Raw genomic sequence first — 26,197 nt, 5'->3', positions numbered from 1 at the left:
GAGGTTTTATGAAACGTAAATTGTTCAAGTCGATAGTTGCGGCCGGTGCGGTCGCCATGATTTGCGCTTGCGGCGACGATGCAACTTCGAACAAAGCCACTGATCCGATGGGCAATGACCCGGGTGCAGGCGTCATTGATAACCCGAATTCTTCGTCCGGAATGATTGGCTCCAGCGATGCGGGCAATCTGAATAACCCGAACAATTCGAGTTCTAGCTTTGGCAGCAACAACCAGAATCCGGATAATCCGGCCTCTAGTGCCGGTGGCATCAATCAAAATCCGAACAACCCGACATCCAGCAGCGCAGCTCTTGGCTCCAGCGGCTCTGTCGTTCCGGGTTCCAGTACCAATGTGGTTCCTGGAAGCTCCAGCAGTTCCGTGAATACGGAACCGGAACTCGACGCGAGCGGATTCCCGACTCTTGAATCTTATGGCCCGCCTCCGGCCGAATACACCAAGGACATCAGCGCTACGGCAAAACGCGGCTGGAATACCCGCTACTGGGACGCCTGCAAGCCGCACTGCTCCTGGCTTAGGGAAAGCGCTAACGATATAACCCGTGCGGACACGTCTTCCAACGAGGCGTACCTTGCCGACTTTGCCACTGCGCGTAACTGCAACATTCACGATGTTGAAGTCCCCACCTTTACCCTGGGGGATGTGACGAAGTCCTGGTTCGGTTACAACGGGACCAGAAGCGCTTGCGGCGACGAAAAGGAAAAGGGCGTGTTCACCTGCACCGACATGGCGCCTATTGCCGTGAACGACACCCTTTCTTATGCATACGTTGCGGGAACTGCCGATAGCAAGTGCGGCAAGTGCTATCACTTGCAGTACGACGGTCACTTTAAGGATGAGTTCGAGAATAACCCGCCCAAGGCGACCCATAAGGCGCTCAAGGGAAAACACCTGGTGGTGATGGCCTCCAATATCGGTAACGATGTGGCGGGTGGTGACGCCAAGTTGCCTGCGGGCCAGTTTGACTTGATGGTCCCGGGCGGTGGCGTGGGCGCCTTTGACGCTCTCTCTACCCAGGTGAACAAGGGTGCCGGCTTTAACTGGGGCGCGGGCTTTGGCGGGTTCCTTACGGAATGCCAGAAAAACACGAACTGCGGCACCGAGGGCTCCTTGGAATGTTACCAGACGTGCGTGAAGGACATGTGCGACGCGGCTTTCGCTGACGGTGGCCTCCCGAATCTTTTGCGCGGTTGCCACTGGTTTGCCGACTGGTACATGGCTGCGGACAATCCGACCTACTACATCGAGGAAGTGGAATGCCCGCAGTACTTGATTGACCATTACATGACCCGATTCAACACTACTCTGGAAAACAACTACAAGAAGGTGACGGACTGGTCCACATTCAAGGAAGGCGACGTGCTCGATACGCTCCATTGCTGGAAGGCGGGCGAGGCTCCCCCGGAAAACGGCTGGACGAATCCGAGTGCCGGTTGCGAGAACTAACCTCGAAAAGCCGTTAGCGAGTTTCAACCTCCGCGTAAGCGGGGGTTGTTGTTTATGGCGTGTTGACAATTGTTCTAAATTTCGGTTATGCCGATTTTCCTTTTTCTGTTGTTGTCGGGCCTTGTCCTGATTTATATCAATGTGAGTGCCGTTGCGCCTGGACGCAAGGGCAAGCTTGTGGCGCTTGGTGTGCTTGTCGCGATTTTTGCGGGGATGTCGCTTCGCGGGACGCTGGCGGGGAGCATCGTAGTTTCGTTCTTTTCGGTGTGGCTGTGCCAAGCGCTCCTGTTCTATATTCCTTGGGGTATTTTCCGCCTAGTCCGGCGGAGCGTCATCCGTCGCCCGATGCGCGCAAATACGGTGTTGGTGGCAAGTCGTGTGCTGCTCGCGGCGACGGTCGCGGTGACGCTCTCGTTGATTGCGTACGGTGTGCCGCATAATGCACGTTACGTGTTGCACGAGACAACGGTGGAGTTGCCCGCGACGGTCGCCGGGGATTCGGCTGCTCCCGCGAATTTTACGGCGGTGTTCTTCAGCGATGTCCATGTGGACCCGTTATTCGACCGCGCGAAACTCGAACGCATGATTGCCGACGTGGATTCCATAAAGCCCGATTATTTGCTGTTTGGCGGCGACCTGGCCGACGTGCCTACAGGAACGCTCGACGAGTGGGGTTACGACAGCTTATTCAAGAAGCTCACGGCGGGGGCGAAGGTGGCCGCCGTTGCCATAAACGGGAACCACGAAGGAATGCAGGAACACCCCGGTTCGGATCCTGGCGCCTGGATGCGCAAGGTCGGATTCGTTTTCCTTGATGACGCGACGGAATGTATCGGCCCCGTATGTTTTACCGGCCGCACCGACTTCCAGGTGGCCCGCCGCCGCGACATGGAACGCCGCCCGCTTGCAGAACTTTCGCCTACAGATTCTAGCCGCCCGTGGATTCTGCTCGACCATCAGCCCAAGGGAATCGAGGACGGTTATTCGGGGCGCTTGCCCGACTTTGCATTCTCTGGCCATACGCATAACGGCCAGTTCTTCCCAGGGAACTTCGTTATCCATCTTATGTGGCGCCTTGTTTACGGAGAAGGTGTACTCGACGGAGTGCCCTGGCTCGTGAGCGCCGGTGTCGATTGCTGGGGCCCACCCGTACGCGTCGGCACAGATGCCGACATGTGGGTCGTGCATTTTATAGTGAAGTAGTGCTTTAGTGCTTATTTTGCGAGGTGCAGTTTGCGCAGCACTTTTCCGAGCAGTTCGTTCAATATATCTTTTGCGTCCTTGCTGCCTAAATAACGCTGGATAATCAGCGTGAGCGTGAACAGCGCAATGCCCGCGGCACAGGCGTAGATGATGAGAACGACAAGGCTTGTATTGCGCACGAATTCTCCCGATACATGGTCGAGCCCGATGGCGGCTGCAATCATGATGCCGAAGGCGACAAGTGCGCGGAACATGTTCAGGAGAGCTTCCTTCATGCCATCGGTGCCGTTCTTCCTTGCCCACATGAATATCATCGAGAGCACTTGGAGGATGGCGCCTGTTGCACCGATAATGGGTACGCTCTTGATACCGAGCCCCACTTCGGGAGCGCCGAGCAAAATGTATGCGGGGATGGTCGCGGCGAAAATGCCGGTGTTGAGGAGCGTGGGCACCCACATGCGCTCGCAAGCGTAGAAACTGCGCACGAGTACGGCTTGCAGGCAGAGCCCGAGGCTTACAGGCAAGTACCAGCGGAGGATTTCGGAAATGGCTTCGGTGGTTTCGCGCTGGAAGGCACCGCGTTCAAAGAGGATGCGCACGGCAGGGAAACTGAGCGCCCATACGGCGACGACAGCCGGAATCAAGATGCAGAACATGCGCGAGAGGCTCTTCCAGATTTTGCGGTTGAGCTGCGGGAAGTCGCCTTCTTTGACAAGGCGGGCCATATCGGGGTAGCTCGTGACGCTGACTGAGAACCCGAAGACTGCGACAAGCGTGTACATCACGCGGTAGGCGTAGTTGAGGCTCGAAATACCGCCAGTGCCGAAGTTCGCGCCAAAACTACGGATGATGAATTCCAGCCCGAACATGGAACCCACACCCAACGACATCGGGAGCATCATCTTGAAGTAGCGCGCGATATCGGGATGCTTGGGCTGGACAATGAATTCGTAGTGCACGCCGCCACGCCGGGCGCCGAAAATCTGGAGGGCGAAGAACCCGATGAAGGCGCCCACCGGCACGCCCCAGGCGAAGCCTTCGAGGCCGAAGTCCGTGCCGGTGTACTTACCGAGCGCGAGCCCGGCCGCGCCACCGCCGACAATTGCCACGTTGTAGATAAGGCCAGTGAGCGAGGGAATCAGGAACTGTTTGCGGGTGTGCTGCACGGCCACAAGGATGCTCCCCACAAAGATGAATACCTGGCCGGGCAAGATGATGCGGCCGTAATATGCGGCGCGCTCGATAAGTTCCGGCGTGGCTCCATCAACCGTCAACAGCTGCAAAAGTTCCTTCATCCAGATGAACGCGGGCACCACCAGAATCAAAAGCGCGATGCCGAAGGTGTTCAGTACGTTGCTGAAGAACTTCCATCCGCCCTTCTCGTCGCCAGCCACCTTGTAGCCCGTGAAAATCGGGATGAAGATAATCGAGAGGAATCCGGTACTGACAACATGGTTCAAGATGTCGGGAATCATGAACGCAAGGTCGAGAGCGTTCTTTTCGAGCGACACGCCCGCTGCATGGGCGAGCAACATTTCGCGGAAAATCCCGAGTACGCGGCTCAGGAGCATGGATACGGCAACGATAATGGCGGCTTTGTTCATAGGTTAGTAGGAAGTAGACAGTAGGAAGTAGACAGTGGTTAGGGGTACATTGCTCATCGCTCACAGCTCGTTGCTGCCTCCTCGAGCCTCTAAAAAGTAGTAATATGTAAAAGAGGCATTTCCCCTAGCCCCTAGATCCTAACCTCTATCCCCTTTTTTATATCTTTATGGCATGAAGAAGAAAAATTTTATTGCCGCTATTTTTTCCTTGGCGAGTCTTTCGCTTGCCGCGAATGTCCAAGTTCTTTCTCCTTCGGGTGCGGATTTTGCGCCCGACGCCCCCGACATGGTACAATCGATTGTTCGTGCCGCTGTCGGCCAGACGGGTAACACCCCTGTGGAATCCGGTGCCGAAATCCAGCTCCGCACGTCCTTGATGACGATGGGTTCTTCCATTGTGGTGGTCAGCGAGCAGGTGAAAAATGGTACAGTTGTCGGTACGGGCAAGGAAAAGGCTTCTTCTGTCGATGACTTGGATGTGGCTATTGAAAATGCGACAAAGCAGGCACTCGCCAATGTCGAAGATGAATCCGCTTCTTCGCAGGCGTATGCTCCTGAGCCGAGTTCCATGAGCGAACCGCAGGTGGTGTATGTGGTGCCGGTCGAACGTTCCCGCGATTCCGGTGAAGATCCGAGTGAAAACTTCGCCCGCAAGCGCCCCACCCGCAACTACGTGAGCTACGGTTTGGGTATGGCCATGTGGCACAACTATGATTTTGTTGACGATAATTGCGTGAGTGAAGACTGCCATAAGGTCCGCGATACCGATCGTTCCTGGGAGCAGGCGTTTGTCTTCCATTATGCGCGTATTTTCGAGGTTATCCCGCAGGCCGCCATTACTATCGTGAATAATATGAACATCTCGTTCGGCGACAAATGGCAGTGGCACGAAGCCTTCCTGTTGGGTGGCCGTTTCTTCCCGAGCACGGGCGTTGTCACCCCGTTCATCGGTGCGGGAGTCGGTCTCGGCATCCAGTCGGACGAACATTACTACAACGACAACGAAGGATTTGCGATAGGCCTTGCCTGTGGTGCTGAACTGGGCATCATCTTCTTCCGCAATTCTGCGGTCCAGCTTGAAATCGGCTTTGCCTGGGATGCCCTTTGGGACGGCTTTGATAGCTTTGATCGCCGCTTCGGTGCAGGAAGCGGTTACATAGCCATCAACTACTAATACTTTCGTAGATTGACATTAAAAACGGCAACAGGTGAGTACCTGTTGCCGAATTTTTTTGAATGGTCTTAATTAGACGTCACCCACCTCGCCAGTGGCGATGAAATTCCTGATGGCGCGTGAAATACGCATACTACAGAAATTGGGACCGCACATGCTGCAGAAATGGCTCGACTTGGCCTGGCTGCCGGGGAGCGTCTTGTCGTGGAATTCCATGGCCTTTTCGGGGTCGAGGGATAGCGCGAACTGGTCGTTCCAGCGGAAGTCGAAGCGGGCGCGCGAAAGGGCGTCGTCGCGGAACTGCGCCGCGAAATGGCCCTTTGCAAGGTCGGCCGCGTGGGCGGCGAGCTTGTAGGTGACCACGCCTTCGCGCACGTCGTCGCGGTTGGGGAGCCCCAGGTGTTCTTTGGGTGTCACGTAGCAGAGCATGGCCGTGCCGTACCAGCCGATTTGTGCCGCGCCGATGGCCGACGTAATGTGGTCGTAGCCGGGAGCGATGTCGGTGGTGAGAGGGCCAAGCGTGTAGAACGGGGCGCCGTGGCATTTTTCGAGCTGGCGCGCCATGTTGTCCTGAATCTTGTGCATGGGCACGTGGCCCGGGCCTTCGATAATCACCTGCACGCCGTATTCCCAGGCAATCTTCGTGAGCTCGCCGAGCGTGTCCAGTTCTCCGAACTGGGCCGCATCGTTGGCGTCGGCCAACGACCCCGGGCGAAGCCCGTCGCCGAGCGAGACTGCCACATCGTAGGCGGCGAGAATCTCGCAGATTTCGCGGAAGTGCGTGTACAGGAAGTTCTGCTGGTGGTGTCGCATCTGCCAGAGGGCAAGGATGGAACCGCCGCGGCTTACGATGCCCGTGGTACGCTTGGCAGTGAGCGGGATGTGTTCCAGCAACAGGCCTGCGTGAATCGTGAAGTAGTCCACGCCCTGTTCCGCCTGCTCAATGAGCGTGTCGCGGTACAGTTCCCACGTGAGTTCTTCGGCCTTGCCGTTCACCTTCTCGAGCGCCTGGTAAATAGGCACTGTTCCTATAGGTACGGGACTGTTGCGGATAATCCATTCACGCGTCTCGTGGATATGCTTTCCGGTGGAAAGGTCCATCACGGTGTCGGCACCCCAGCGCACGGACCAAGCCATCTTTTCGACTTCTTCTTCAATCGAAGAGGTAATGGCCGAATTGCCGATGTTGCTGTTGATTTTCGTGAGGAAGCGGTTTCCGATAATCATCGGTTCGCATTCCGGGTGGTTGATGTTTCCCGGCAGAATCGCACGGCCCGCGGCGATTTCGTCGCGCACGAATTCCGGCGTAATGGGGGAGCCTTCAATCTTGATCTTGCCCTGGGCCTGTAACTCGTCGAGCCGCTGGTTTTCACGTATTGCTACGTATTCCATTTCCTTGGTGACGATTCCCTTGCGGGCATAGTCAAGCTGCGTCAGGTGGTGGCCCGCCTTCGCGCGAAGTGGGTGGTGTTCCGCATTAAAGCGCAGGTGGTCGAGTTCGTGGTTTGCACGGCGTGCGCGGCCATAAGCAGACGTCATGTCGTCGAGCTGTTCGGCGTCACCGCGTTCCATAATCCAGGGTTCGCGGAAGCGTTCAATCCCTTTCGTCACGTCGAGCTTGGCATCGACATCGCTGTAAGGGCCACTTGTATCGTACACCGTCACGACAGGCGTTTCGGGGTCTTCAGTCAAAATTTCGCGCATTCCCACGCGGATGTCCGGGTACATTTTTCCCGGAACATACACCTTGCGGGAGTTCATAAAAGGTTTAAGGAGAGAATCCATCAAATCCTCGCTTTTCCTACGGCCACATTACTGGCACAGGTTCAAGGGGTCTTTTCTCAGCCGCGGCACTCGCCAGCAGCACCCCCAAGCACCGGCTATTGCCGGATCGGTTCGGTTAAAATATAGAAATCCCTCGGGATTTAGAATTTGCGGCTGAGAACGAACATCACCACGCGCAAGTCCCATTCGCTCCCGACTTGTTTCTGCAGCAGTTCTTCGGTAGTCGGGTAGCGCCGGTTTTCGAACACGCGGTCGCGCGAAATGACGGTCATCAGCATCCCGTTCCACTTTTCGCTTATTTTAACGGTTGCCATGGGCGTAACGCTCACAGTCACGAATCCCGGATTGTAGTCTTCGTATGTTTTGTCGAAGTCGTATTCGTGCTTGAACCCGCTTGCGTTGACCGATACCATGGCCATGGGCACGCGCCTGAAGGGCATCATGTAAATCAACGTCCCGCCGTATCTGTATTTGAAACCGTTCACGCAGTTCTCGTTTCCGGCTTTCCACACTTCTTTATCCTCGGCACCGGTATAGCCCGAATAGGTGAGTTCGGCGGTCCCCTTCAAAATAATTTTTGTCCAGTCGGATTTGGGCAGCAGTGCAAGTAGGGGGAAGGTCAATGCGGAATGGTAGCGCAGCCCGTAACCATATTCCGTAAACATGGCATCCTGCCGGTAGTTCCTTTTTTCGGGATCATAAACGCCCATGAATGTCGCCGTCTTGCCGTAGTTCAGCGATGTTTTTGTGTTAGCCTCCACGCCGAGTTCAAGCAGGTGGATAAGTTCCATGGCAATTCCTGTCTTGATTCCGATTCCTGCAAAGCTCGCATCGCCCGATGCATTCCCTTTTAGGCCGAGGAGTTTACCGAAATCCCGCCGTATATTGAAATTGTACGCCCACGAAGGAGAGTCGAACGCAAAGAAGGGCCAGTTGTGGAGCGTTTCGGAATTCCGGAGCGAGTTGTGTGGCAATATAATCGACATGATGGATAAGACGTTCTCGCTTGTAATCTTTAGCGAGGCGGTGTCGGGACTGACCGTGGAACTGTCGGCGGAAAGAGAATCCTGTTTGGCGGTGGAACCGTCCGCAAACGAAAACGCAGCGCAAAATAGCACCGATATCAACGCCGACCTGCAGACTCTTCGTGAAACCATAGTTTTTCGAATATAGTAAAGGACTCTAGTGTCGCTTGGTCGCCAAATCCCAATTTTTGTATATTCTTGTGTACTGAGGTTTATATGTCTCGAGTATCGAATCGCCTTGCCTTTATTGCTGCATTAACAGTCTTTTTTGCAACTTCCGCCTTTGCCTTCGATGTTTCCGTGAAGGCGAATGTCGATAATGCCCAGGTGTTCGTGGGCGACATGTTCAACTACGAAATTCAGGTGGTGGCTCCTGAGAGCGCCACCGTGGACCTGCCGAGCTTTGTCGGCAACTTGGGTAGTTTCGAAGTCAAGGAGATGAAGAACGAGAAGTTGACTGATGGCATGCCCAAGGGTATGGCAAAGTTCGTCTGGCTCGCGACGCTCAACACCTTCGTGAGTGGTGACTTCATGATTGCCCCGCAGGAGGTTTCTGCCATTGTCGGTTCCGATACCGTAAAGACCCGTACCGACCCCGTGGCCGTGAAGGTCTCGCCGCGTACTACCGGCGAAGAGACGGACATTTTGGAAGCGGAAGACCCCATGGACGACCCGCGGCTGCCGCAATGGTTCTATATCGTGCTGATTGTCGTGGGCGTGGTATTGCTTGTGTTCCTCGGCTGGTTCTTGCACAAGAAATTTGCAAAGAAGGGGGCCGCCCCCAGGCTCCCGCCTTACGAAGAGGCCGTGCTCGCGCTCAAGGAACTGCGCGGCAAGAACTACTTGGCCGAAGGCAACCAGGGCGACTACTTCATGGGGCTCGGGTTCATTACCCGCCGTTACGTGGAACGCCGTTTCGAGGTGGACATTCTGGATGCGACCGTCGCCGAGCTCAAACAGCGTATGTCGCATGTGGCAGGCCTTCCGCAGGCTTACAAGGAATCTATGGTGAACCTCGCTGTCGAAACCGAACCGGTGAAGTTCGCCAAGATGAAGCTCGAGGGCGAGCGCTGCAAGTTCTGGGACGAATGGGCCGACCGCCTGCTCGAAGACACCAAGCCCACGCCCGAAGAGGAACAGGCCAAGAAGGAGGCCCTGAAGGCTGCCGTTCAAAGTGTCAAGGCCGCCCGCAAGAAAAAGAAGAAATAAGAAATTTATTTGTATATCACTATATTAATTATATATTAGTATAGTGAAATATCCGAAGATTGAAATAGTTCTCGGTTGGCGAGTTGTATTCTTTTTGGTTGTATCCATTTTTTTGTGTGGATGCAGTGGTCGCTTGGCCAACGTGACAAAGGGTTCGTTCGAAACCAACCTCCCTGAACCTTTTTTAGGTGCGGGGACCTACATTTTTTAAGGTCAAAAGCCATTTATTCCGGTCATTACGTATCCATGGATGATAACTGGTTAGATAGAAAATCGGAAGGCGATTTTGAGGAGGGGCATTACCAGAAAAACATAAACCTTAGCCTGTTTACATATTCGAGTATATTTATTACAAGTAAATGGTCCCTAAATTTTTCAACGGGACTCTATCTGCCGTTTGTGTGGGATGAGGTCTACTTAGGAAATGTTGAAGAACCGGGAGATTACGACGCAATGTTAGAGGCCGGCCCCTTTATCTTCTCACAGTATGCCGGAGCGACTCTGACCCTGCTTAACCGTGTTCAGTTGCGGGCCGGAGAGATGGTCTATTACACGATTCATTCGGACGAGCCGCTTTGGCAGACTAATATTTCTGTCTCGTTCTTTGTTTTGTAACTTCTATTTTCTATAATGTACGTCAAGTAAACTTTAGCAGAGGAGTCCTTATGACAGTAGGAATTGTTGTCGCTGTCGTTGTAGTCATTCTGATTGTATTGGCCATTTCTATGTACAATGGTCTCGTGAAGCTCCGCAACAACCGCGAGAACGCGTTTTCGAACATCGAAGTGCAGCTCAAACAGCGTTACGACCTGGTGCCGCAGCTGGTGAATACGGTCCAGGGTTACGCGACCCACGAAAAGGAAACTCTTGAAAGGGTGACTGCTGCCCGTGCCGCCGCGATGGGGGCAAGAACGGTCGACGAAAAGGTCGCTGCCGACAAGGCGCTGACCGGTGCGCTTGCCGGGCTCAAGGTCTCGCTGGAGGCTTACCCGGAACTCAAGGCGAACCAAGGCTTCTTGCAGTTGCAGACAGAACTTGCCGACATTGAGAACAAGCTTTCCGCTGCCCGCCGCTTCTTCAATTCCGCGACGCGCGAATTCAACAACGCCTGCGAAGTGTTCCCCTCCAACATTATCGCCGGGATGTTCCATTTCAGCCGCGCTCCCATGTACGAGGCCAGCGAAGGCCGCGAGACCCTGAACAAAGCCCCCGAGGTGAAGTTTTAGAGCTACGAGGCGCGAGGCTCGGGGCACGAGGCACGAGCGGTGAGGATTAAGGCGATTAGTAAGCAGTTAAAGGACAAGCTCGGAGATTGCTCCTAACCACTAACCACTGTTTACTAACCACTATCTACCTCATACCTCGAAGATTGCGTAAGCAATCGAGCCCGTGCCTCGAAGCGAGCGGCGCGAGCGACCTGTAATGAAATACGTCGGTATCCAGACCCAGATTTGGCGAAACAACCGGAACACGGTCATTTTGTTGTTCCTGTTCCCGGTCATTTTACTTGCGATGGTGTTGATGGTCATTGCGGGGCTTGATCTCTGTGGTGTATTTTGTTATTCGGAGAATCCGTATTCCCACCTGTGTGTCGACAATCTCTCGACCGATGTGTTGCATTGGCCGCTGATTTGGGCGTTTTTTGTGGATGCGCTGCCTTATGCGCTTGGCGTGACTGCCGTGTGGTTTATTATCGCGTATTTTGCGAATACGGCGATTATCCGCAAAGCCACGGGTGCCCGCCCCTTGGAACGCAAGGAGAACTTGCGTGTCTATAATATTGTCGAGAACCTTTGCATAGCGGGCAATATCTACATGCCCAAAATCAACATCATCGACGATCCGGGCATGAACGCCTTTGCGAGCGGAATCGATGACAAGTCTTATACGGTTACGCTCACGACGGGGATTATCGATGCTCTGGACGACGATGAACTCGCTGCCGTAGTCGCTCACGAGCTCACCCACATAAAGAACCGCGATACGCGCTTGCTGGTGGTGTGCATTGTGTTTGTCGGGATATTCTCGACGCTCATGACCATTTCTGTGAAGATACTTGCGAATATAGGGCGTGTGGTGGCTGTGGGTCGCGGTCGTCGCAACAAGGGGGGTGGCGGCATCTTGATTGTTGTCGCTGCCGCGCTGCTTTTGCTCATATGTTCATCTGTCGCGTTCTTCTTTGGCACGCTCACGAGGCTTGCCATTTCTCGCCGCCGTGAATATGTGGCCGACGCCGGTGGGGCGGAACTCTGTGGCAATCCCGTGGCACTTGCCTCTGCCTTGCGGAAGATATCTTCTGCGCCGGGCCTTGGCCAGGTAAGGCGCGAAGACGTGGCGCAACTCTATATAGTCCATCCCGACGAAGAAGACGATGGCGGGCTTACGGGCCTTGTCGCGAAGGTGAACCTGGTGTTCTGTACACACCCGGACACTCCCGAACGCATCAGACTGCTGGAGCAGTTTTAACTGTTACTGCCGAAATCAACAAGAAATTGGTTTTTTTTTAAATTTTGGCGAACGAAAGCCTGATTAACCCTACATGCAATGTAAATTAATTGTAACATAAAGGTAATCGTTTTACAGATGTTTAAAAAAAACATACATTTGGATACAAAATTGATACATTTTTTTTATGAATAAAAAAAGGAACTCTCTATGAGAAAAAGCATACTTGTTACATCTGGTTTTGTTGCGGGCCTAGCACTTATGGTTGCTTGCAGCGACGAAGTCACCAAGGTGACCAATGTGAGTGAGAACGCTTCTGTCGACACTGTCAAGAAATTCAAGGAACTCCCGAAGTGCGAAGAAGATATTGAAGGCACTCTCATATACGTGAAAGATTCCGCAAAGGTGTACGGTTGCTCCAGCGACGGCTGGATTCAGGTCAATGGTAAGGATGGCGACAAAGGTGCCAAGGGCGACAAGGGTGCCAAGGGTGCCGATGGCGATAGCGGCACGAGCTGCACTGCCAAGCAGACCAAGGACAAGACCGGTTTTGATATCGTTTGCGCTGGCAAGACTGTAGGAACTGTCAAGAATGGTGAAGATGGCGAGGATGGCAAAAAGGGTGCCCAGGGCGACAAGGGCGAAGATGGCGAAAACGGTACAGGTTGCACTGCCAAGGCCAACAAGGACAAGACCGGATTTGAGATTACTTGCGATGGCAAGTCCGTAGGAACCATCAAGAACGGAGAAAAAGGTGAAGCCGGTGAAGGCTGCACGCTTACGGAAGGCGAAAATGGCCAGGTCGTTGTAACCTGTGGTGAAAAGTTTGTAACGCAGTTCAAGGCCTCTTGCGGTACTGGTTCTTACGACCCGGCGACCCAGTTCTGTGCGTTCGACCTGAATGTCTACCCGCTCTGCCACAAAGCATTGGAAGGTTTCGAACAAAGCCTTAATGCCGATGGTACCTATGACGTGGAATCCTATTTCTGCGATGTGACGGACCTCCTTGTGCCTTTGTGCAATGCAAAAACCTATGACTTCACGACTCAGTTCTGTGCTGGTGACGACTTTGGGGCCGAACCACGTTGTCACAAGGAACCCGAAGGCCTTGGTCAACTTAGTGAGGATGGGGTCTATACCAGAACTAGTTATTTCTGTGATGCGAATGACTCGCTCGTTGCCCTTTGCGGGGATGACACGTACGATACGGAACTTCAGTACTGCGATTCGAGTGGAACTAAACCGAGGGTCGTTGCATTGTGCTCCGGTCAATCGTACGAACTTGAGACTCATATGTGCGTCGATGGCCAGATTAAAGAAGCTATCGCCTGCTGCATCCCCGAAGGACAGAACAGCAACTGGTGTAACGGTCATGCAAGTTCACGCTACGATATCCGCAAGCAGTTCTGCGACACGCGCGATGGCCGTCCTTACAAGTATGTTGATGTCATCGCAAAAAATGATTCCGGGAACGTTGTTTACTCCGAAACCTGGATGGCTGAGAACTTGAACTATGCAAATACGGAAGAAGGTGAGTCTGATTGTTATGGCGGCATTTCTTCTAACTGTGATGCCGATGGCCGTCTTTATACTTGGAATGCTGCTTTAAGCTATTGCCCGGATGGTTGGGACTTGCCTACAACTCAGCAATATGCTGCTTTGTTTAAGGCTGGTGAGAAATATGGAATTAGCTATAGCTTCCTTGCCCAAAAAGCAGGATACATAGCATCAGCTGGTTGGACTGGTAGAGGAAGAGCTTCAATGATGTGGACGTCTGAAGAAAGTAAGGAAGAAGCAGATAAAGCATATCGTATATACTTCTCGGGTGATGAATACCGTAATACGAGTACTAATCTAAAGGACCATTTTAAATCTGTTATTTGTATCAAACACAAATAGCATCTATACCCCAAAACTTTATAATATGAGAAGAAGATAATTCCCATGAAGAAGAATGTAATTGTAGCATCAGGTATTGCCGCTAGCTTCGCATTATTGGTTGCGTGCGGTGATGAAGTCACCGAAGTGACCAATGTAAGCGAAATGGTATCTCTTGATACCGTCAAGAAATTCAAGGAACTCCCGAAGTGCGAAGAAGAGACCGAAGGCTCGGTCATGTACGTGAAGGATTCTGCGAAAGTGTATGTCTGTACCGGTGACGGTTGGACCCGTATGAACGGTAAAGACGGTGAAAGGGGCGACAAGGGCGACAAGGGCGCCAATGGCGCTGCCGGCGATGATGGCGCAAGCTGCACTGCCAAACAGACCAAGGACAAGACCGGCTTTGATATCGTTTGCGATGGCAAGACCGTCGGTACTGTCAAGAATGGCGAGGATGGTAAAGAGGGCGAAAAGGGCGAAAAGGGTGCCGATGGTGAAAACGGCACGAGTTGCTCCGCCAAGGCCAACAAGGACAAGACCGGATTCGATATTCTTTGCGGTGGCAAAACCGTTGGCACCATCAAGAACGGTGAAGATGGTGAAGATGGTGATGCCTGCACGCTTACGGAAGACGAAAATGGCCAAGTCGTCGTGAAGTGTGGCGAAGAATCCGTGACGCTGTTCAAGGCCTCTTGCGGTACCGGTTCTTATGATCCGGCGACCCAGTTCTGCGCGAACGACATGAATGTCTACCCGCTCTGCCACAAAGCATTGGAAGGCTTTGAACAAAGCCTTAATGCCGATGGTACCTATGACGTGGAATCCTATTTCTGCGATGTGACGGACCTCCTTGTGCCTTTGTGCAATGCAAAAACCTATGACTTCACGACTCAGTTCTGTGCTGGTGACGACTTTGGGGCCGAACCACGTTGTCACAAGGAACCCGAAGGCCTTGGTCAACTTAGTGAGGATGGGGTCTATACCAGAACTAGTTATTTCTGTGATGCGAATGACTCGCTCGTTGCCCTTTGCGGGGATGACACGTACGATACGGAACTTCAGTACTGCGATTCGAGTGGAACTAAACCGAGGGTCGTTGCATTGTGCTCCGGTCAATCGTACGAACTTGAGACTCATATGTGCGTCGATGGCCAGATTAAAGAAGCTATCGCCTGCTGCATCCCCGAAGGACAGAACAGCAACTGGTGTAACGGTCATGCAAGTTCACGCTACGATATCCGCAAGCAGTTCTGCGACACGCGCGATGGCCGTCCTTACAAGTATGTTGATGTCATCGCAAAAAATGATTCCGGGAACGTTGTTTACTCCGAAACCTGGATGGCTGAGAACTTGAACTATGCAAATACGGAAGAAGGTGAGTCTGATTGTTATGGCGGCATTTCTTCTAACTGTGATGCCGATGGCCGTCTTTATACTTGGAATGCTGCTTTAAGCTATTGCCCGGATGGTTGGGACTTGCCTACAAAGCAGCAATATACTGTTTTGTTTGATGCTGTTAATAAATATGGGATTAGCTATAGCTTCCTTGACCAAAAAGCAGGCTACAAGGGAGTAAGAGATGGTTGGGCTAGTCGCGGGAGAAGTTCGTTGTTATGGACGGCTGATGGAGATACGACTTATACTGATGAAGCATGGCGTGTATCCATAAGGGATAGTAGGTTCAATAATATAGGTACTAATAATAAGGTAAATCTTGAATCTGTTATTTGTATCAAACACAAATAGCATGTACACCCAAAAATTTATAATATGAAAAAAGGAATAATTCCTATGAAAAAGAATGTAATTGTAGCATCAGGCATTGCCGCTAGCTTGGCCCTTTTGGTTGCTTGTGGCGACGAAGTCACCGAAGTGACTAACGTGACCGAAAAGGCTTCGCTTGACCAGGTCAAGAAATTCAAGGAACTCCCGAAGTGCGAGGAAGATATCGAAGGCTCCCTCATGTACGTAAAGGATTCCGCCAAGGTGTTTGTCTGCACTGGCGATGGCTGGGAAAGTTTTGATGGCGCCGTTGGTGAAAAGGGCGAAAAAGGCGACAAGGGTGCTGCCGGTGATAAGGGTACGAGCTGCACTGCCAAACAGACCAAGGACAAGACCGGCTTTGACATCGTTTGCGGTGACAAGACCGTGGGCACCATTAAGAATGGTGAAAATGGCGAGGATGGTAAAAAGGGTGCCCAGGGCGACAAGGGCGAAGATGGCGAAAACGGTACGAGCTGCACCGCCAAGCAGACCAAGGACAAGACCGGTTTCGACCTCGTATGCGACGGCAAGACCGTAGGTACCATCAAGAACGGTGAAAATGGCAAGGATGGTGACGATTGCTCGCTTACGGAAATTGAAAATGGCCAAGTCGTCGTGAAGTGCGGTGAAGAATCTGCGACGTTGTTCAAGGCTTCGTGCGGTGTCGGTTCTTATGATCCGGCGACCCAGTTCTGTGCGAACGACATGAAGGTCTACCCGCTCTGTCATAATACGCTTGCCGGGCTTGAACCGTATCTCAATCCTGATGGCACTTACAACGTGCAGGGGTATTTCTGCGATGCGTCGGACCTTCTTGTTTCGTTGTGCGTTACCGTACCATACGATTACACGACGCAGTTCTGCTCCCGTGCTTCAATCTACAGTCGTTGCAGCAGTGTTGCCGAAGGCTTGTCTGAAGACCTCATCGACGATGAAGGTCAGTATAACAGTTCGGATTACTTCTGCAGCGAGAAGGGAGTCCTTTATGAAAAATGTAGTGGAAGTCCGTATGACCCGGATCTTCAGTTCTGCGACAGAACAACTGATCCAGAAAAACCCCAGGTCGTTACAAAGTGTGGTGAACAGACGTATGTCCTTGAAACCCATATGTGCGTCGATGGCCAAGTTGAAGAAGCTATCGCCTGCTGCATTCCCAAAGGACAGAACAACAAATGGTGCGACGGCCATCCAAATTCTTTATACGATGTCCGCAAGCAGTTCTGCGATACGCGCGATGGTCACCCCTACGAGTTCAAGACGATTACTAAGGCAAATGGAAATGGTGAAGTTGTTTATTCCGAGACCTGGATGACGGAAAATTTGAAATACACAAAAACGCAGGAAGGCGAACATGTGACTATCTCTAACGATGATAAGTGCTTAACGTATGGATGTTACTATACATGGCTCGCAGCGAACAGTTACTGCCCGGAAGGCTGGGATTTGCCAGAAAATGCTGACTATCGTGCTTTGATGAATGCTTTTGGCTCATACGCCACAGATTATCGTGTAGGTGGTTCGAATACAAGCGGCTTCTCTTCTCCAACTTCGGGCGGCATTTATGACGGGACTAGTTTTACAAGCACCAGTAGTGCTTATTATTGGTCTAAAACAGAACGCGCTCCTCAGGAGGGTGAACTAGAATCTGTTTCTGCGAACCGTTTCTATGTTGATGGCGCCAGCGTCCGTGGCCGTGTGCATTACACAGGCATTACGGCGAAGACTCAATATATGTTTGTCCGCTGCATCAAGAGAAATGCCGAATAATTTCATAGGTTGAATTATAAAACATGAAAAAGAATGTAATTGTAGCATCAGGTATTGCTGCCAGCTTCGCATTATTGGTTGCGTGCGGTGATGAAGTCACCGAAGTGACCAATGTGAGCGAAATGGTATCTCTTGATACCGTCAAGAAATTCAAGGAACTCCCGAAGTGCGAAGAAGAGACCGAAGGCTCGGTCATGTACGTGAAGGATTCTGCGAAAGTGTATGTCTGTACCGGTGACGGTTGGACCCGTATGAACGGTAAAGACGGTGAAAGGGGCGACAAGGGCGACAAGGGCGCCAATGGCGCTGCCGGCGATGATGGCGCAAGCTGCACTGCCAAACAGACCAAGGACAAGACCGGCTTTGATATCGTTTGCGATGGCAAGACCGTCGGTACTGTCAAGAATGGCGAGGATGGTAAAGAGGGCGAAAAGGGCGAAAAGGGTGCCGATGGTGAAAACGGCACGAGTTGCTCCGCCAAGGCCAACAAGGACAAGACCGGATTCGATATTCTTTGCGGTGGAAAAACCGTTGGCACCATCAAGAACGGTGAAGATGGTGAAGACGGCGATGACTGCACGCTTACGGAAGGCGAAAATGGTCAAATCGTCGTGAAGTGTGGCGAAGAATCCGTGACGCTGTTCAAGGCCTCGTGCGGTGTCGCCACTTATGACCCGGCGACCCAGTTCTGCTCGAACGACAAGAAGGTCTACCCGCTCTGTCACAAAGCGCTTGGAGGGCTTGAACCGTATCTCAATCCTGATGGCACTTACAACGTGCAGGGGTATTTCTGCGATTCGTCGGACCTCCTTGTTTCGTTGTGCGTTACCTCACCATACGATTACACGACGCAGTTCTGCTCCAATCGTTCAATCTACAGCCGTTGCAGCAGTATTGCCGAGGGCCTGGCTGAAAACGTCCTCAAAGAAGATGGCTCGTATGACGGTATGATTTACTTCTGCAGCGAGAAGGGTGTCCTTTATGAAAAGTGTGCTGGAAGCCCGTACGATCCGGATCTCCAGTTCTGCGATAAGAGTGAAGAGAAACATCAGGTCGTTGCGAAGTGCGGTGGCCAGACGTACGAGACTAAGACCCAGAGGTGCGTCGATGGCCAGATTGAATCTAGTATCGCCTGCTGCGTTAAGGAAGGACAGAACGATAAATGGTGCGAAGGTCATCCAAATTCATTGTATGATATCCGCAATCAGTTCTGCGACACGCGTGACGGTCAGCCCTACAAGTTCACTGAGATTACTGTAAAGGGTGATTCCGGAAATGTTATCTACTCCGAGACCTGGATGGCTCAGAATTTGAACTATGCGGGAACGGGCGCGGACGAGTCTGCTTGTATCGACTGTGACAGTATTGGTCGTTTCTACACATGGCCAGCTGCTATGAGTTACTGCCCTGATGGTTGGCGTTTGCCGACAATGGCTGAATTTGCGGCGTTAAATAATGCTGTTGATGATGGCCAGAGGATTCTGAAATTAAAAGTGAATTATGGTTGGAGTCCTGCTGGGACGGATGAATATGGTTTTTCGTTGATGCAGTCGTCGTATATGATGGATGTTTCTCAAACAGAGGTTAAATCCGACGGCATGAAGGCTGCTTTGTTCTGGACTTCCTCCCCAAGAACAGAACAACAGATAAGCCGAAATGATGCGCATTACGTCATTTATAACAATGAAAGCTATTCAGACAATGCTAATAGTGTTGATCTTGGTTTCCCTGTCCGCTGCATCAAGGACAAGAACTAATATCTGCACCTAAAACAATTCCAACAACGGGCCAGTTCACCTTGGCCCGTTGTTTTATTGTGTGGTTTATTTTTCGGCGTTGTTCCGCTCTTTCTTTATTTGCTTTAGCTGTGCAAGGCGCTCGCCGAGTTGCTTTTCTTTGCCGTAAGGCTTGGGGTGGTAAATTTCTGTGCCAATCAGTTGTTTGGGCAAGTGTTCCTGTGCGGAATAAGCACCTGGGCTGTCGTGGTCGTACTGGTAGTCGTTGCCGTAGCCGAGTTGCTTGCCTACACGGGTCACGGAATTGCGGAAGGCGCGCGGCACGGGCAGTGTCCCGGTTTGCTTGACGATGCTGTCGGCGGCCATGCCGGCGAGCTCCACGCTGTTGCTCTTGGGCGCAAGCGAAAGGTAGATGGCCAGTTCGTCGAGCGCGATGAGCCCTTCGGGAATTCCCATGAAGTCGTAGGCTTCGCGGGCGCTGGTTGCAAGCAGCAAGGCGTTCGGGTCGGCAAGGCCAATATCTTCCATGCTCATGCGCATGAGACGGCGCAAAATGAATCGCGGGTCTTCGCCGCCCTGGATCATGCGGTGCAGCCAGTAGAGCGCAGCATCTGGGTCCGAGCCTCGCACGGACTTGTGCAGTGCCGAAATCAGGTTGTAGTGTTCCTCGCCGCTTTTGTCGTAGCGCAAAGGCTTTTTGTACTGGAACTCTTCAAGCAGTTTCTCGTCGATTTTTTTGCGGTCGCCAAGGCTATTGCCAATCCATTCGATTTGGTTCAGCAGGAATCGCGCGTCGCCTTCGGATTGTGCAATCAGTTTGTCTACAACAGAATCTTCGATTTCGACATCCTTGAGTTGCAGGCCCCGCGGGTGGTCGCGCAATGCGCTGTAGACAAGGGTGCGCAAGTCATCCTTGCTCAAGGGTGCGAATAAAATAAGCTGGCAGCGGCTGAGGAGTGCCCCGTTCACTTCGAATCCTGGATTTTCGGTAGTAGCGCCAATGAGCGTCACTGTGCCGTCTTCTACGGCACCGAGGAGCGCATCTTGCTGGCCCTTGTTGAACCGGTGGATTTCGTCGATGAACAGGATAGTGTCCATGAAGGCGTTTTTCATTTTGCGCGCTTCACTGAGAACTTCCTTCACGTCTTTGACTCCGCTCGATACCGCAGAAAGCGCGACAAAACGTTTGCGCGTCTTTTGCTGGATAATGTGGGCAAGGCTCGTCTTGCCACAGCCGGGCGGGCCCCAGAAAATCATGCTGGGGACGGAGTCTTTTTCCAGGCTCTTGCGTAACATGCTCTGTTCGCCCAGAATCTTGTTCTGGCCGAGGAGCTCGTCGAGAGTCTGGGGGCGGAGTCGTTCTGCTAGGGGCTGGTCCATACAGGAAAAAATCTAGCTATTTTCTGGCTTGCCGAAAATTTTTGCCTCGATGGCGCTGAACGTGGCCGGGCGTTCGCGCGTGGGCCTTCCGTTTTTCGTGAAAATGTGGACGGTGTGGCCCGAGGTGCAGAGTTCCCCGTTGACAAACACCTTGTAGTTGAAGCGGCAACGGAGCTTGTCGAGGATTTCCAGCGTGGTTTCCACATCGACAAAGTCGCCGTAGTGGCAGGGACGCTTGTACTCTACGCCAAGTTCCAGGACGGGGCTTGCGAACCCTTCTTTTTCCATTTCGGCGTAGGGGGCGCCTGCAACGCGGAAAAATTCGGTGCGCGCCTGCTCAAACCAGATAGGGTAGGTGGCGTGGTGGACGATTCCCATGGCGTCCGTTTCGGCATAGCGGACTTCGATACGTGCGGTATAGATGAATTGATTTTCCATGTACTAAATATAGTCAAGGTATGGAATAATTTCCCAAAATGGCCTAGAAATAGTTTTTTTTGCGAATTGGCTATAGTTAAAAACTATTAGTAAGCAAAATGTAAGCAAGAAATTGCCACTCTGCCTATTGTTTCCTATTGAAATGATAGGAATAATTTCTAATTTATTCTTCGTCAGGCGGAAATCCCGCTTAGAACGATTCTAACCATTAACCTCTGTTTAATAACCACAGCGCCGAAGGCGCAAAAAAGGACTTCTGCCATGTCTAAAATTTATACCTCTGCCGACCAGCTCATCGGTCACACCCCGCTTCTCGAGCTCACTCACATCGAGGAAGGTCTCGGCGCCAAGATCGTCGCGAAGCTCGAATACTTCAACCCCGCCGGTTCCGTGAAGGACCGTATCGCGAAGGCGATGCTCGACGATGCCGAAAAGAGCGGCAAGCTCAAGAAGGGCGCCGTGATTATCGAGCCGACTTCCGGTAACACCGGCATTGGCCTTGCCTCTGTCGCTGCCGCCCGCGGTTACCGCATCATCATCGTGATGCCCGAGACCATGAGCGTGGAACGTCGCCAGCTGATGAAGGCCTACGGTGCCGAACTCGTGCTGACCGAAGGCGCGAAGGGCATGAAGGGTGCCATCGCCAAGGCCGACGAGCTCGCTAAGGAAATCCCGAACAGCTTCATCCCGGGCCAGTTCGTGAACCCGGCCAACCCGGCTGCTCACAAGGCCACCACGGGTCCCGAAATCTGGGAAGACACTGACGGCAAGGTGGACATCTTCGTGGCCGGTGTCGGTACGGGTGGTACTGTTTCTGGCGTGGGTGAATACCTCAAGGAAAAGAACCCGAACGTGAAGGTCGTGGCTGTTGAACCGGCAAGCTCTCCGGTGCTTTCCAAGGGTACTGCTGGCTCCCACAAGATTCAGGGTATTGGCGCAGGCTTTGTTCCTGACACCTTGAACACCAAGGTCTATGACGAAATTATCGCTGTCGAGAACGAGGCCGCTTTCGAAGCCGGTCGCGAAATTGGCAAGAAGGAAGGCGTTCTCGTGGGTATCTCCTCCGGTGCCGCTCTCTGGGCCGCCAAGGAACTCGCCAAGCGTCCGGAAAACAAGGGCAAGACCATCGTCGCGCTCCTCCCGGATACCGGCGACCGCTACCTCTCTACGGCCTTGTTCGCCGAATAGTGGAATATATCTCCAAGGGCTCCGGGCTTTACGCTCGGGGCCCTAATTTTTATATTTGGATTATGACCGCAGACGAACTCTTCAACAGACTGAACAAGATCCAGCCAGGCGCTGTCCTTTGCCACTATACTAGGGAAAAGGTCGACCAGATGCTCCCGCTGATCAACGAAATCAACGAGCGCAAGAAGGACCAGGATACTGTCATCCTCGCACACAGCTATTGCGCTCCCGAAATCGTACTCGGCGTCGCCGACTACACGGGCGACAGCTACAAGCTCAGCGAAGATGCGACGAAGGTTCCGCAAAAGACGATTTTGTTCTCTGCGGTGCGTTTCATGGGCGAAACGGCCAAAATCTTGAGCCCCGAAAAGGACGTGCTCATCCCGGGCAAGCTTACCGGTTGTAGCCTTGCCGATTCCATTACCGGCAAAGACGTGATGGCGCTCCGCGAAAAGTATCCGGACCATGCCTTCATCTGCTACATCAACACCACCGCCGACGTGAAGGCGGCTTGCGACGTGTGCGTCACTAGCGGCAACGTGATGAAAATCGTGGAAGCCTACCCGAACGACAAGATTTGCTTTGTCCCCGACAAGCTCATGGGCCAGAACATCATCAGTGAAATGGAAAGCCGTGGCGTGAAGAAGGACATCGTGCTTTACACGGGCAGCTGCTACGTACACGAAACCTACGATGCCGAACTTATCCAGTTCTTCCGCAGCCAAAATCCGGGCCTCAAGGTGGTGAGCCACCCCGAATGCAACCCGTCTGCGGCATTCTACAGCGATTTTGTGGGCAGTACCGGTCAGATGGTCAAGTACATCGATGGTCTCCCGCCCAAGAGCAAGGTGCTTCTCCTTACGGAATGCGGCCTCAACGCCCGCATGCACTACGAGCATCCCGACATGGAATTCATCGGTAGCTGCAGCATGTGCAAGTACATGAAGTCCAATTCTCTCGAAAACATCCTCGAGACGCTGCGTCACCCTGAACAGGCGAACCGCGTGGAACTCGACGAGGACATCCGCGTGAAGGCCAAGAAGTGCATCGACGCGATGTTCCATTACGCAAACCTCTAGGCGAAAATTTCCAACCCGCGAAAGAAAGCAGGCACGAGCATGACAAAGAAGGTAGCAGTCGGACTTTCCGGCGGAGTGGACTCCGCCCTCGCCGCTTTCCTACTGAAACAGCAGGGTTACGAGGTCATCGGCATGACGATGGCCACGTGGGACGGTTCCATCGACATGCCGCACGTGGAAGGCCGCGAGGGCTGTTTTGGCCCCGGCGAAGATGCGAGCATTGCCGAAGCGAAGACGGTTGCCGACCGGCTCGGAATTCCGCATCACGTGGTACGCATTTCCGAGGAATACAAGCGCCAGGTGCTCGATTACTTCCGTGCGGAATACCGTGCCGGGCGCACCCCCAATCCGTGCGTGCGCTGCAATCAGTATATCAAGTTCGGTGCACTCCAGACGGCGGCCCGTCGCATGGGAATTGATTTCGACTACTTCGCCACCGGCCACTACGCCCGCCTCGAATTCAAGAACCCCGACGTTCCCTTTTTGTACGCAGCGCTCGACCACGGCAAGGACCAGACGTACTTCCTCTCGCGCCTTACCGCAGAACAGCTTTCGACAGTCATCTTCCCGTTGGGCGGCATGACGAAGGTGCAAGTCAAGGAACTCGCCAAGCAGATCGGCTGGATTGATTTCGCCACCAAGAAGGAGAGCATGGACTTCCTCGAATGCGGGGACTATTCCGTACTCTTCGACGAATCCGATAATGTTCCCGGCGACTTCGTGGATATGCAGGGCAAGGTGCTCGGCCAGCACAAGGGTATCATCCACTACACTATCGGCCAGCGCAAGGGCTTGAACATTGGCGGCCAGCCCGAGCCTCTCTTTGTGGTGGCGATTGACGTGAAAAAGAACCAGGTGATTCTCGGGCCCCGCAGCGCGCTGAACTGTACCGAAGTTTCCGGTGTAGACCTGAACCTGATGGTGTCGGAAAATTCTCCGCTGCTCCAGGGCGAACTGACTGCGCATATCCGCCTCGGCCACAAGGGCGCTCCCGCCCATATCGAGGCTCTCGACACGCAGAAGGGCCTTATCCGCGTCCGCTTCGACGAACCGCAATTCGCCTCGGCCCCGGGCCAGGTGCTCGTGCTCTATGCCGATGCAGGCGTCGTCGCCTCGGCCATAATAAGCCATTAAAACGCATAACCCATTGCCATCCTTTCCGGCCCCACAAGCCGTTTTTTATCTTTTAGCCCGTAAACAATAGGCTGTCTCTAGCGGCGTTTTAAAGTCTCACAGTTTTCCGAACTTACGCCACTAACTAGCTACTATATCTCGAGGTTTATATGAGCGTTTCGATGCAAGAGGTGATGAAACAATCCGGCGTGGCGTTTGGCACGAGCGGTGCCCGTGGCTTGGTGACTGCGATGACGGACCGCGTTTGCTATGTGTATGCGCGTTGCTTTATCAAGTACTGCGAAGCAAGCTACAAGTGCGAGCACACGATCGCGATTGCGGGCGACCTGCGCCCCAGTACCGAACGCATCTTGAAGGCGCTTGTGAAGGCTGGCGAGGACAGTGCATGGAAGGTCGTGTACTGCGGTCGCATCCCGAGCCCAGCGATTGCGCTGTATGGCATTGACAAGGCGCTCCCGACCATCATGGTCACGGGGAGCCATATCCCGGCAGACCGTAACGGCATCAAGTTCAACCACCCGAAGGGCGAGATTTCCAAGAAGGACGAACAGGGAATCGTTTCGCAGGCGGTGGATTTTGACGAAGGCATTTTTGATGCGCAGGGCATGTTGAAGAATGCGCCCGCGCTCCCGGCAGTCGAAGCGGAAGCCGAAGAAAATTATTGCAAGCGTTATCCGGAATTTTTCGGCACGAAGGCGCTCTCGGGCCTCACCATCGGCGTGTACCAGCATTCTGCCGTGGGCCGCGACATCGTGGTGAAGGTGCTCGAAAGCCTGGGTGCTACGGTGAAGCCCTTCGCGCGCAGCGAGACGTTTATCCCGGTGGATACCGAGGCGATTCGCAAGGAAGACGAAGACCTTGCCCGCGACTTCGCGCACAAGGATTTCGTGGATGCGATTTTCAGCACGGACGGCGACAGCGACCGCCCGCTTTTGGCAGACGATGTTGGCATGTGGCTGCGTGGCGACGTGCTGGGCATCTTGGCTGCCCAGGCGCTTGGCGTCAAGCGCATTGCAACTCCGGTGAGTTGCAACACGTCGCTCGAAAAGTCCGGCAGCTTCGAGAAGATTTGTCGCACCCGCATCGGCAGCCCCTACGTGATTGCTGGCATGGAAAGCCTGGTCGACGCGAACGACCCGAGTGTTTCTGTCGCCGGTTACGAAGCGAACGGCGGATTCCTGCTGCAGACCGACCTCACGCGCAAATTCGAAGACGGCACCCGCACGCTGCCGGCACTCCCGACCCGCGATGCGCTTCTCCCGATGCTCGCTGTGATGGTGATGGTCCGCGAACAGAAGATGTGCGTCGTTGACCTGCTCAAGAAACTCCCGAAGCGCTTTACGCTCAGCGACCGCCTCAAGGAATTCCCGACCGAAACCTCGAAAGCGAAACTTGCCGAAATCCGCGAGCAGAAACTCGGCGCAAAGTTGTTCGGAGCGCTTACCGCAGTGCCTTCCAAGTTCAAGCCCAAGGATGCCCCCGCGCCGCAGCCGTTCCACGGTGAAGTTGTCTCCATCGACGAGACGGACGGCTATCGCATGGAATTCGATTCCGGCGATATCGTGCACCTGCGCCCGAGCGGCAACGCTCCCGAATTCCGCTGCTACGTGGAAACTGAGTCGAAGGACCGCTCCGCCGAACTCCTCTCCGGCTGCATGAAAATCATGGAAGGGTGGAGGAAATAGCAGTGGGCTGTGAGCAGTGAGCGGTGAGTATTCGAGAGACTAGAGAATAGAGACTAGCGGCTAGTGAAAAGAATCACGCACTTCGTGCGTTAGTAACAGACGGCGAAGCCGTGATATTTCTCCCTAGCCCCTAGATTCTAACCTCTAGATTCTCTAACGGAGATTGCTTCAGGGCTTCGCCCCTCGCAATGAACTATGTTAAAAAACAAGGCTTCTTGTGAAAAAAATTAGCAT

Annotated in this window: 20 protein-coding genes and 1 riboswitch; of the genes, 15 read left to right on the top strand and 5 right to left on the bottom strand. The window is 53.3% G+C overall.

The annotated features are described in order from the left end of the window. Window positions 1-8: 8 nt before the first annotated feature. On the top strand, window positions 9-1,466 hold the full coding sequence (locus tag Q0Y46_RS05085; protein ID WP_297945596.1) for a glycosyl hydrolase family 5: 1,458 nt from the start codon (window positions 9-11) through the stop codon (window positions 1,464-1,466). Window positions 1,467-1,553: 87 nt separating this feature from the next. Continuing rightward, window positions 1,554-2,669 carry a metallophosphoesterase gene (locus Q0Y46_RS05080; RefSeq protein ID WP_297945594.1) on the top strand — a complete coding sequence of 372 codons (1,116 nt, stop codon included), beginning with the start codon at window positions 1,554-1,556 and terminating at the stop codon, window positions 2,667-2,669. An 11-nt stretch (window positions 2,670-2,680) separates the two neighbouring features. Here Q0Y46_RS05080 and murJ read toward each other — a convergent pair whose 3' ends face one another. After that, window positions 2,681-4,273 carry a murein biosynthesis integral membrane protein MurJ gene (gene murJ, locus Q0Y46_RS05075; protein ID WP_297945592.1) on the bottom strand — a complete coding sequence of 531 codons (1,593 nt, stop codon included), beginning with the start codon at window positions 4,271-4,273 and terminating at the stop codon, window positions 2,681-2,683. 172 nt (window positions 4,274-4,445) lie between these two features. On the opposite strand from murJ, the gene Q0Y46_RS05070 reads away from it, so the two are divergent. Continuing rightward, window positions 4,446-5,447 (top strand): hypothetical protein, encoded by a 1,002-nt coding sequence (locus tag Q0Y46_RS05070; protein WP_295684286.1) that lies wholly within the window; start codon window positions 4,446-4,448, stop codon window positions 5,445-5,447. 72 nt (window positions 5,448-5,519) lie between these two features. Here Q0Y46_RS05070 and thiC read toward each other — a convergent pair whose 3' ends face one another. Next, window positions 5,520-7,208 (bottom strand): phosphomethylpyrimidine synthase ThiC, encoded by a 1,689-nt coding sequence (gene thiC, locus Q0Y46_RS05065; protein WP_297945589.1) that lies wholly within the window; start codon window positions 7,206-7,208, stop codon window positions 5,520-5,522. Between the two features lie 20 nt (window positions 7,209-7,228). Further along, window positions 7,229-7,328, bottom strand: a riboswitch (TPP riboswitch). Between the two features lie 44 nt (window positions 7,329-7,372). Further along, the gene (locus Q0Y46_RS05060; RefSeq protein WP_297945588.1) at window positions 7,373-8,389 is read right to left on the bottom strand and encodes a hypothetical protein; all 1,017 of its coding nucleotides are present in this window, start codon (window positions 8,387-8,389) and stop codon (window positions 7,373-7,375) included. Window positions 8,390-8,473: 84 nt separating this feature from the next. Here Q0Y46_RS05060 and Q0Y46_RS05055 point away from each other — a divergent pair, with 84 nt between their 5' ends. The 8 genes from Q0Y46_RS05055 to Q0Y46_RS05020 all read left to right on the top strand — a co-directional run bounded on the left by Q0Y46_RS05055 (window position 8,474) and on the right by Q0Y46_RS05020 (window position 19,080). Continuing rightward, window positions 8,474-9,466, top strand: a complete 993-nt coding sequence (locus Q0Y46_RS05055) for a hypothetical protein (RefSeq protein WP_297945586.1) — start codon at window positions 8,474-8,476, stop codon at window positions 9,464-9,466. Between the two features lie 246 nt (window positions 9,467-9,712). Beyond that, window positions 9,713-10,081 carry a hypothetical protein gene (locus Q0Y46_RS05050; protein ID WP_297945584.1) on the top strand — a complete coding sequence of 123 codons (369 nt, stop codon included), beginning with the start codon at window positions 9,713-9,715 and terminating at the stop codon, window positions 10,079-10,081. Between the two features lie 50 nt (window positions 10,082-10,131). After that, on the top strand, window positions 10,132-10,692 hold the full coding sequence (locus Q0Y46_RS05045) for a LemA family protein (RefSeq protein WP_297945582.1): 561 nt from the start codon (window positions 10,132-10,134) through the stop codon (window positions 10,690-10,692). A 196-nt stretch (window positions 10,693-10,888) separates the two neighbouring features. Next, window positions 10,889-11,932 carry a M48 family metallopeptidase gene (locus Q0Y46_RS05040; RefSeq protein WP_297945580.1) on the top strand — a complete coding sequence of 348 codons (1,044 nt, stop codon included), beginning with the start codon at window positions 10,889-10,891 and terminating at the stop codon, window positions 11,930-11,932. A 189-nt stretch (window positions 11,933-12,121) separates the two neighbouring features. After that, window positions 12,122-13,810, top strand: coding sequence for an FISUMP domain-containing protein (locus Q0Y46_RS05035; RefSeq protein ID WP_297945578.1), 1,689 nt, complete (start codon window positions 12,122-12,124; stop codon window positions 13,808-13,810). A gap of 45 nt (window positions 13,811-13,855) precedes the next feature. Further along, a complete protein-coding gene (locus Q0Y46_RS05030) occupies window positions 13,856-15,538 on the top strand; it encodes an FISUMP domain-containing protein (protein WP_297945576.1) in 1,683 nt (560 codons plus the stop codon). A 45-nt stretch (window positions 15,539-15,583) separates the two neighbouring features. Continuing rightward, complete coding sequence (locus tag Q0Y46_RS05025) at window positions 15,584-17,323, top strand: FISUMP domain-containing protein (RefSeq protein WP_295683929.1); 1,740 nt, start codon at window positions 15,584-15,586, stop codon at window positions 17,321-17,323. Between the two features lie 23 nt (window positions 17,324-17,346). Then, window positions 17,347-19,080: an FISUMP domain-containing protein gene (locus Q0Y46_RS05020; protein WP_297945574.1), complete on the top strand. Its 1,734-nt coding sequence runs from the start codon at window positions 17,347-17,349 to the stop codon at window positions 19,078-19,080. 66 nt (window positions 19,081-19,146) lie between these two features. Here Q0Y46_RS05020 and Q0Y46_RS05015 read toward each other — a convergent pair whose 3' ends face one another. Further along, window positions 19,147-20,439, bottom strand: a complete 1,293-nt coding sequence (locus Q0Y46_RS05015) for a replication-associated recombination protein A (protein WP_295683923.1) — start codon at window positions 20,437-20,439, stop codon at window positions 19,147-19,149. Window positions 20,440-20,451: 12 nt separating this feature from the next. Continuing rightward, window positions 20,452-20,877 carry a thioesterase family protein gene (locus Q0Y46_RS05010; protein ID WP_295683921.1) on the bottom strand — a complete coding sequence of 142 codons (426 nt, stop codon included), beginning with the start codon at window positions 20,875-20,877 and terminating at the stop codon, window positions 20,452-20,454. Between the two features lie 261 nt (window positions 20,878-21,138). Between Q0Y46_RS05010 and cysK the strand changes: the two genes are divergently transcribed. From cysK to Q0Y46_RS04990, 4 genes are all read left to right on the top strand, one after another. Further along, on the top strand, window positions 21,139-22,065 hold the full coding sequence (gene cysK / locus Q0Y46_RS05005; protein WP_290956408.1) for a cysteine synthase A: 927 nt from the start codon (window positions 21,139-21,141) through the stop codon (window positions 22,063-22,065). 62 nt (window positions 22,066-22,127) lie between these two features. Further along, a complete protein-coding gene (gene nadA / locus Q0Y46_RS05000) occupies window positions 22,128-23,144 on the top strand; it encodes a quinolinate synthase NadA (protein ID WP_290956410.1) in 1,017 nt (338 codons plus the stop codon). Window positions 23,145-23,183: 39 nt separating this feature from the next. Beyond that, window positions 23,184-24,278: a tRNA 2-thiouridine(34) synthase MnmA gene (mnmA, locus tag Q0Y46_RS04995; RefSeq protein ID WP_297945571.1), complete on the top strand. Its 1,095-nt coding sequence runs from the start codon at window positions 23,184-23,186 to the stop codon at window positions 24,276-24,278. A gap of 149 nt (window positions 24,279-24,427) precedes the next feature. Beyond that, a complete protein-coding gene (locus Q0Y46_RS04990) occupies window positions 24,428-25,963 on the top strand; it encodes a phosphomannomutase (protein ID WP_297945569.1) in 1,536 nt (511 codons plus the stop codon). The last annotated feature ends 234 nt before the right edge of the window (window positions 25,964-26,197 follow it).

This window comes from uncultured Fibrobacter sp. (assembly GCF_947305105.1).
Classification (GTDB): domain Bacteria; phylum Fibrobacterota; class Fibrobacteria; order Fibrobacterales; family Fibrobacteraceae; genus Fibrobacter.
This window is presented reverse-complemented; position numbering and strand designations above follow the sequence as displayed.

Excerpts from the sequence above, each read along its gene's own strand:
- Q0Y46_RS05085 (WP_297945596.1), top strand. The coding sequence starts at position 9 with ATGAAACGTAAATTGTTCAAGTCGATAGTTGCGGCCGGTGCGGTCGCC.
- Q0Y46_RS05080 (WP_297945594.1), top strand. The coding sequence starts at position 1,554 with ATGCCGATTTTCCTTTTTCTGTTGTTGTCGGGCCTTGTCCTGATTTAT.
- murJ (WP_297945592.1), bottom strand. The coding sequence starts at position 4,273 with ATGAACAAAGCCGCCATTATCGTTGCCGTATCCATGCTCCTGAGCCGC.
- Q0Y46_RS05070 (WP_295684286.1), top strand. The coding sequence starts at position 4,446 with ATGAAGAAGAAAAATTTTATTGCCGCTATTTTTTCCTTGGCGAGTCTT.
- thiC (WP_297945589.1), bottom strand. The coding sequence starts at position 7,208 with ATGAACTCCCGCAAGGTGTATGTTCCGGGAAAAATGTACCCGGACATC.
- Q0Y46_RS05060 (WP_297945588.1), bottom strand. The coding sequence starts at position 8,389 with ATGGTTTCACGAAGAGTCTGCAGGTCGGCGTTGATATCGGTGCTATTT.
- Q0Y46_RS05055 (WP_297945586.1), top strand. The coding sequence starts at position 8,474 with ATGTCTCGAGTATCGAATCGCCTTGCCTTTATTGCTGCATTAACAGTC.
- Q0Y46_RS05050 (WP_297945584.1), top strand. The coding sequence starts at position 9,713 with ATGGATGATAACTGGTTAGATAGAAAATCGGAAGGCGATTTTGAGGAG.
- Q0Y46_RS05045 (WP_297945582.1), top strand. The coding sequence starts at position 10,132 with ATGACAGTAGGAATTGTTGTCGCTGTCGTTGTAGTCATTCTGATTGTA.
- Q0Y46_RS05040 (WP_297945580.1), top strand. The coding sequence starts at position 10,889 with ATGAAATACGTCGGTATCCAGACCCAGATTTGGCGAAACAACCGGAAC.
- Q0Y46_RS05035 (WP_297945578.1), top strand. The coding sequence starts at position 12,122 with ATGAGAAAAAGCATACTTGTTACATCTGGTTTTGTTGCGGGCCTAGCA.
- Q0Y46_RS05030 (WP_297945576.1), top strand. The coding sequence starts at position 13,856 with ATGAAGAAGAATGTAATTGTAGCATCAGGTATTGCCGCTAGCTTCGCA.
- Q0Y46_RS05025 (WP_295683929.1), top strand. The coding sequence starts at position 15,584 with ATGAAAAAGAATGTAATTGTAGCATCAGGCATTGCCGCTAGCTTGGCC.
- Q0Y46_RS05020 (WP_297945574.1), top strand. The coding sequence starts at position 17,347 with ATGAAAAAGAATGTAATTGTAGCATCAGGTATTGCTGCCAGCTTCGCA.
- Q0Y46_RS05015 (WP_295683923.1), bottom strand. The coding sequence starts at position 20,439 with ATGGACCAGCCCCTAGCAGAACGACTCCGCCCCCAGACTCTCGACGAG.
- Q0Y46_RS05010 (WP_295683921.1), bottom strand. The coding sequence starts at position 20,877 with ATGGAAAATCAATTCATCTATACCGCACGTATCGAAGTCCGCTATGCC.
- cysK (WP_290956408.1), top strand. The coding sequence starts at position 21,139 with ATGTCTAAAATTTATACCTCTGCCGACCAGCTCATCGGTCACACCCCG.
- nadA (WP_290956410.1), top strand. The coding sequence starts at position 22,128 with ATGACCGCAGACGAACTCTTCAACAGACTGAACAAGATCCAGCCAGGC.
- mnmA (WP_297945571.1), top strand. The coding sequence starts at position 23,184 with ATGACAAAGAAGGTAGCAGTCGGACTTTCCGGCGGAGTGGACTCCGCC.
- Q0Y46_RS04990 (WP_297945569.1), top strand. The coding sequence starts at position 24,428 with ATGAGCGTTTCGATGCAAGAGGTGATGAAACAATCCGGCGTGGCGTTT.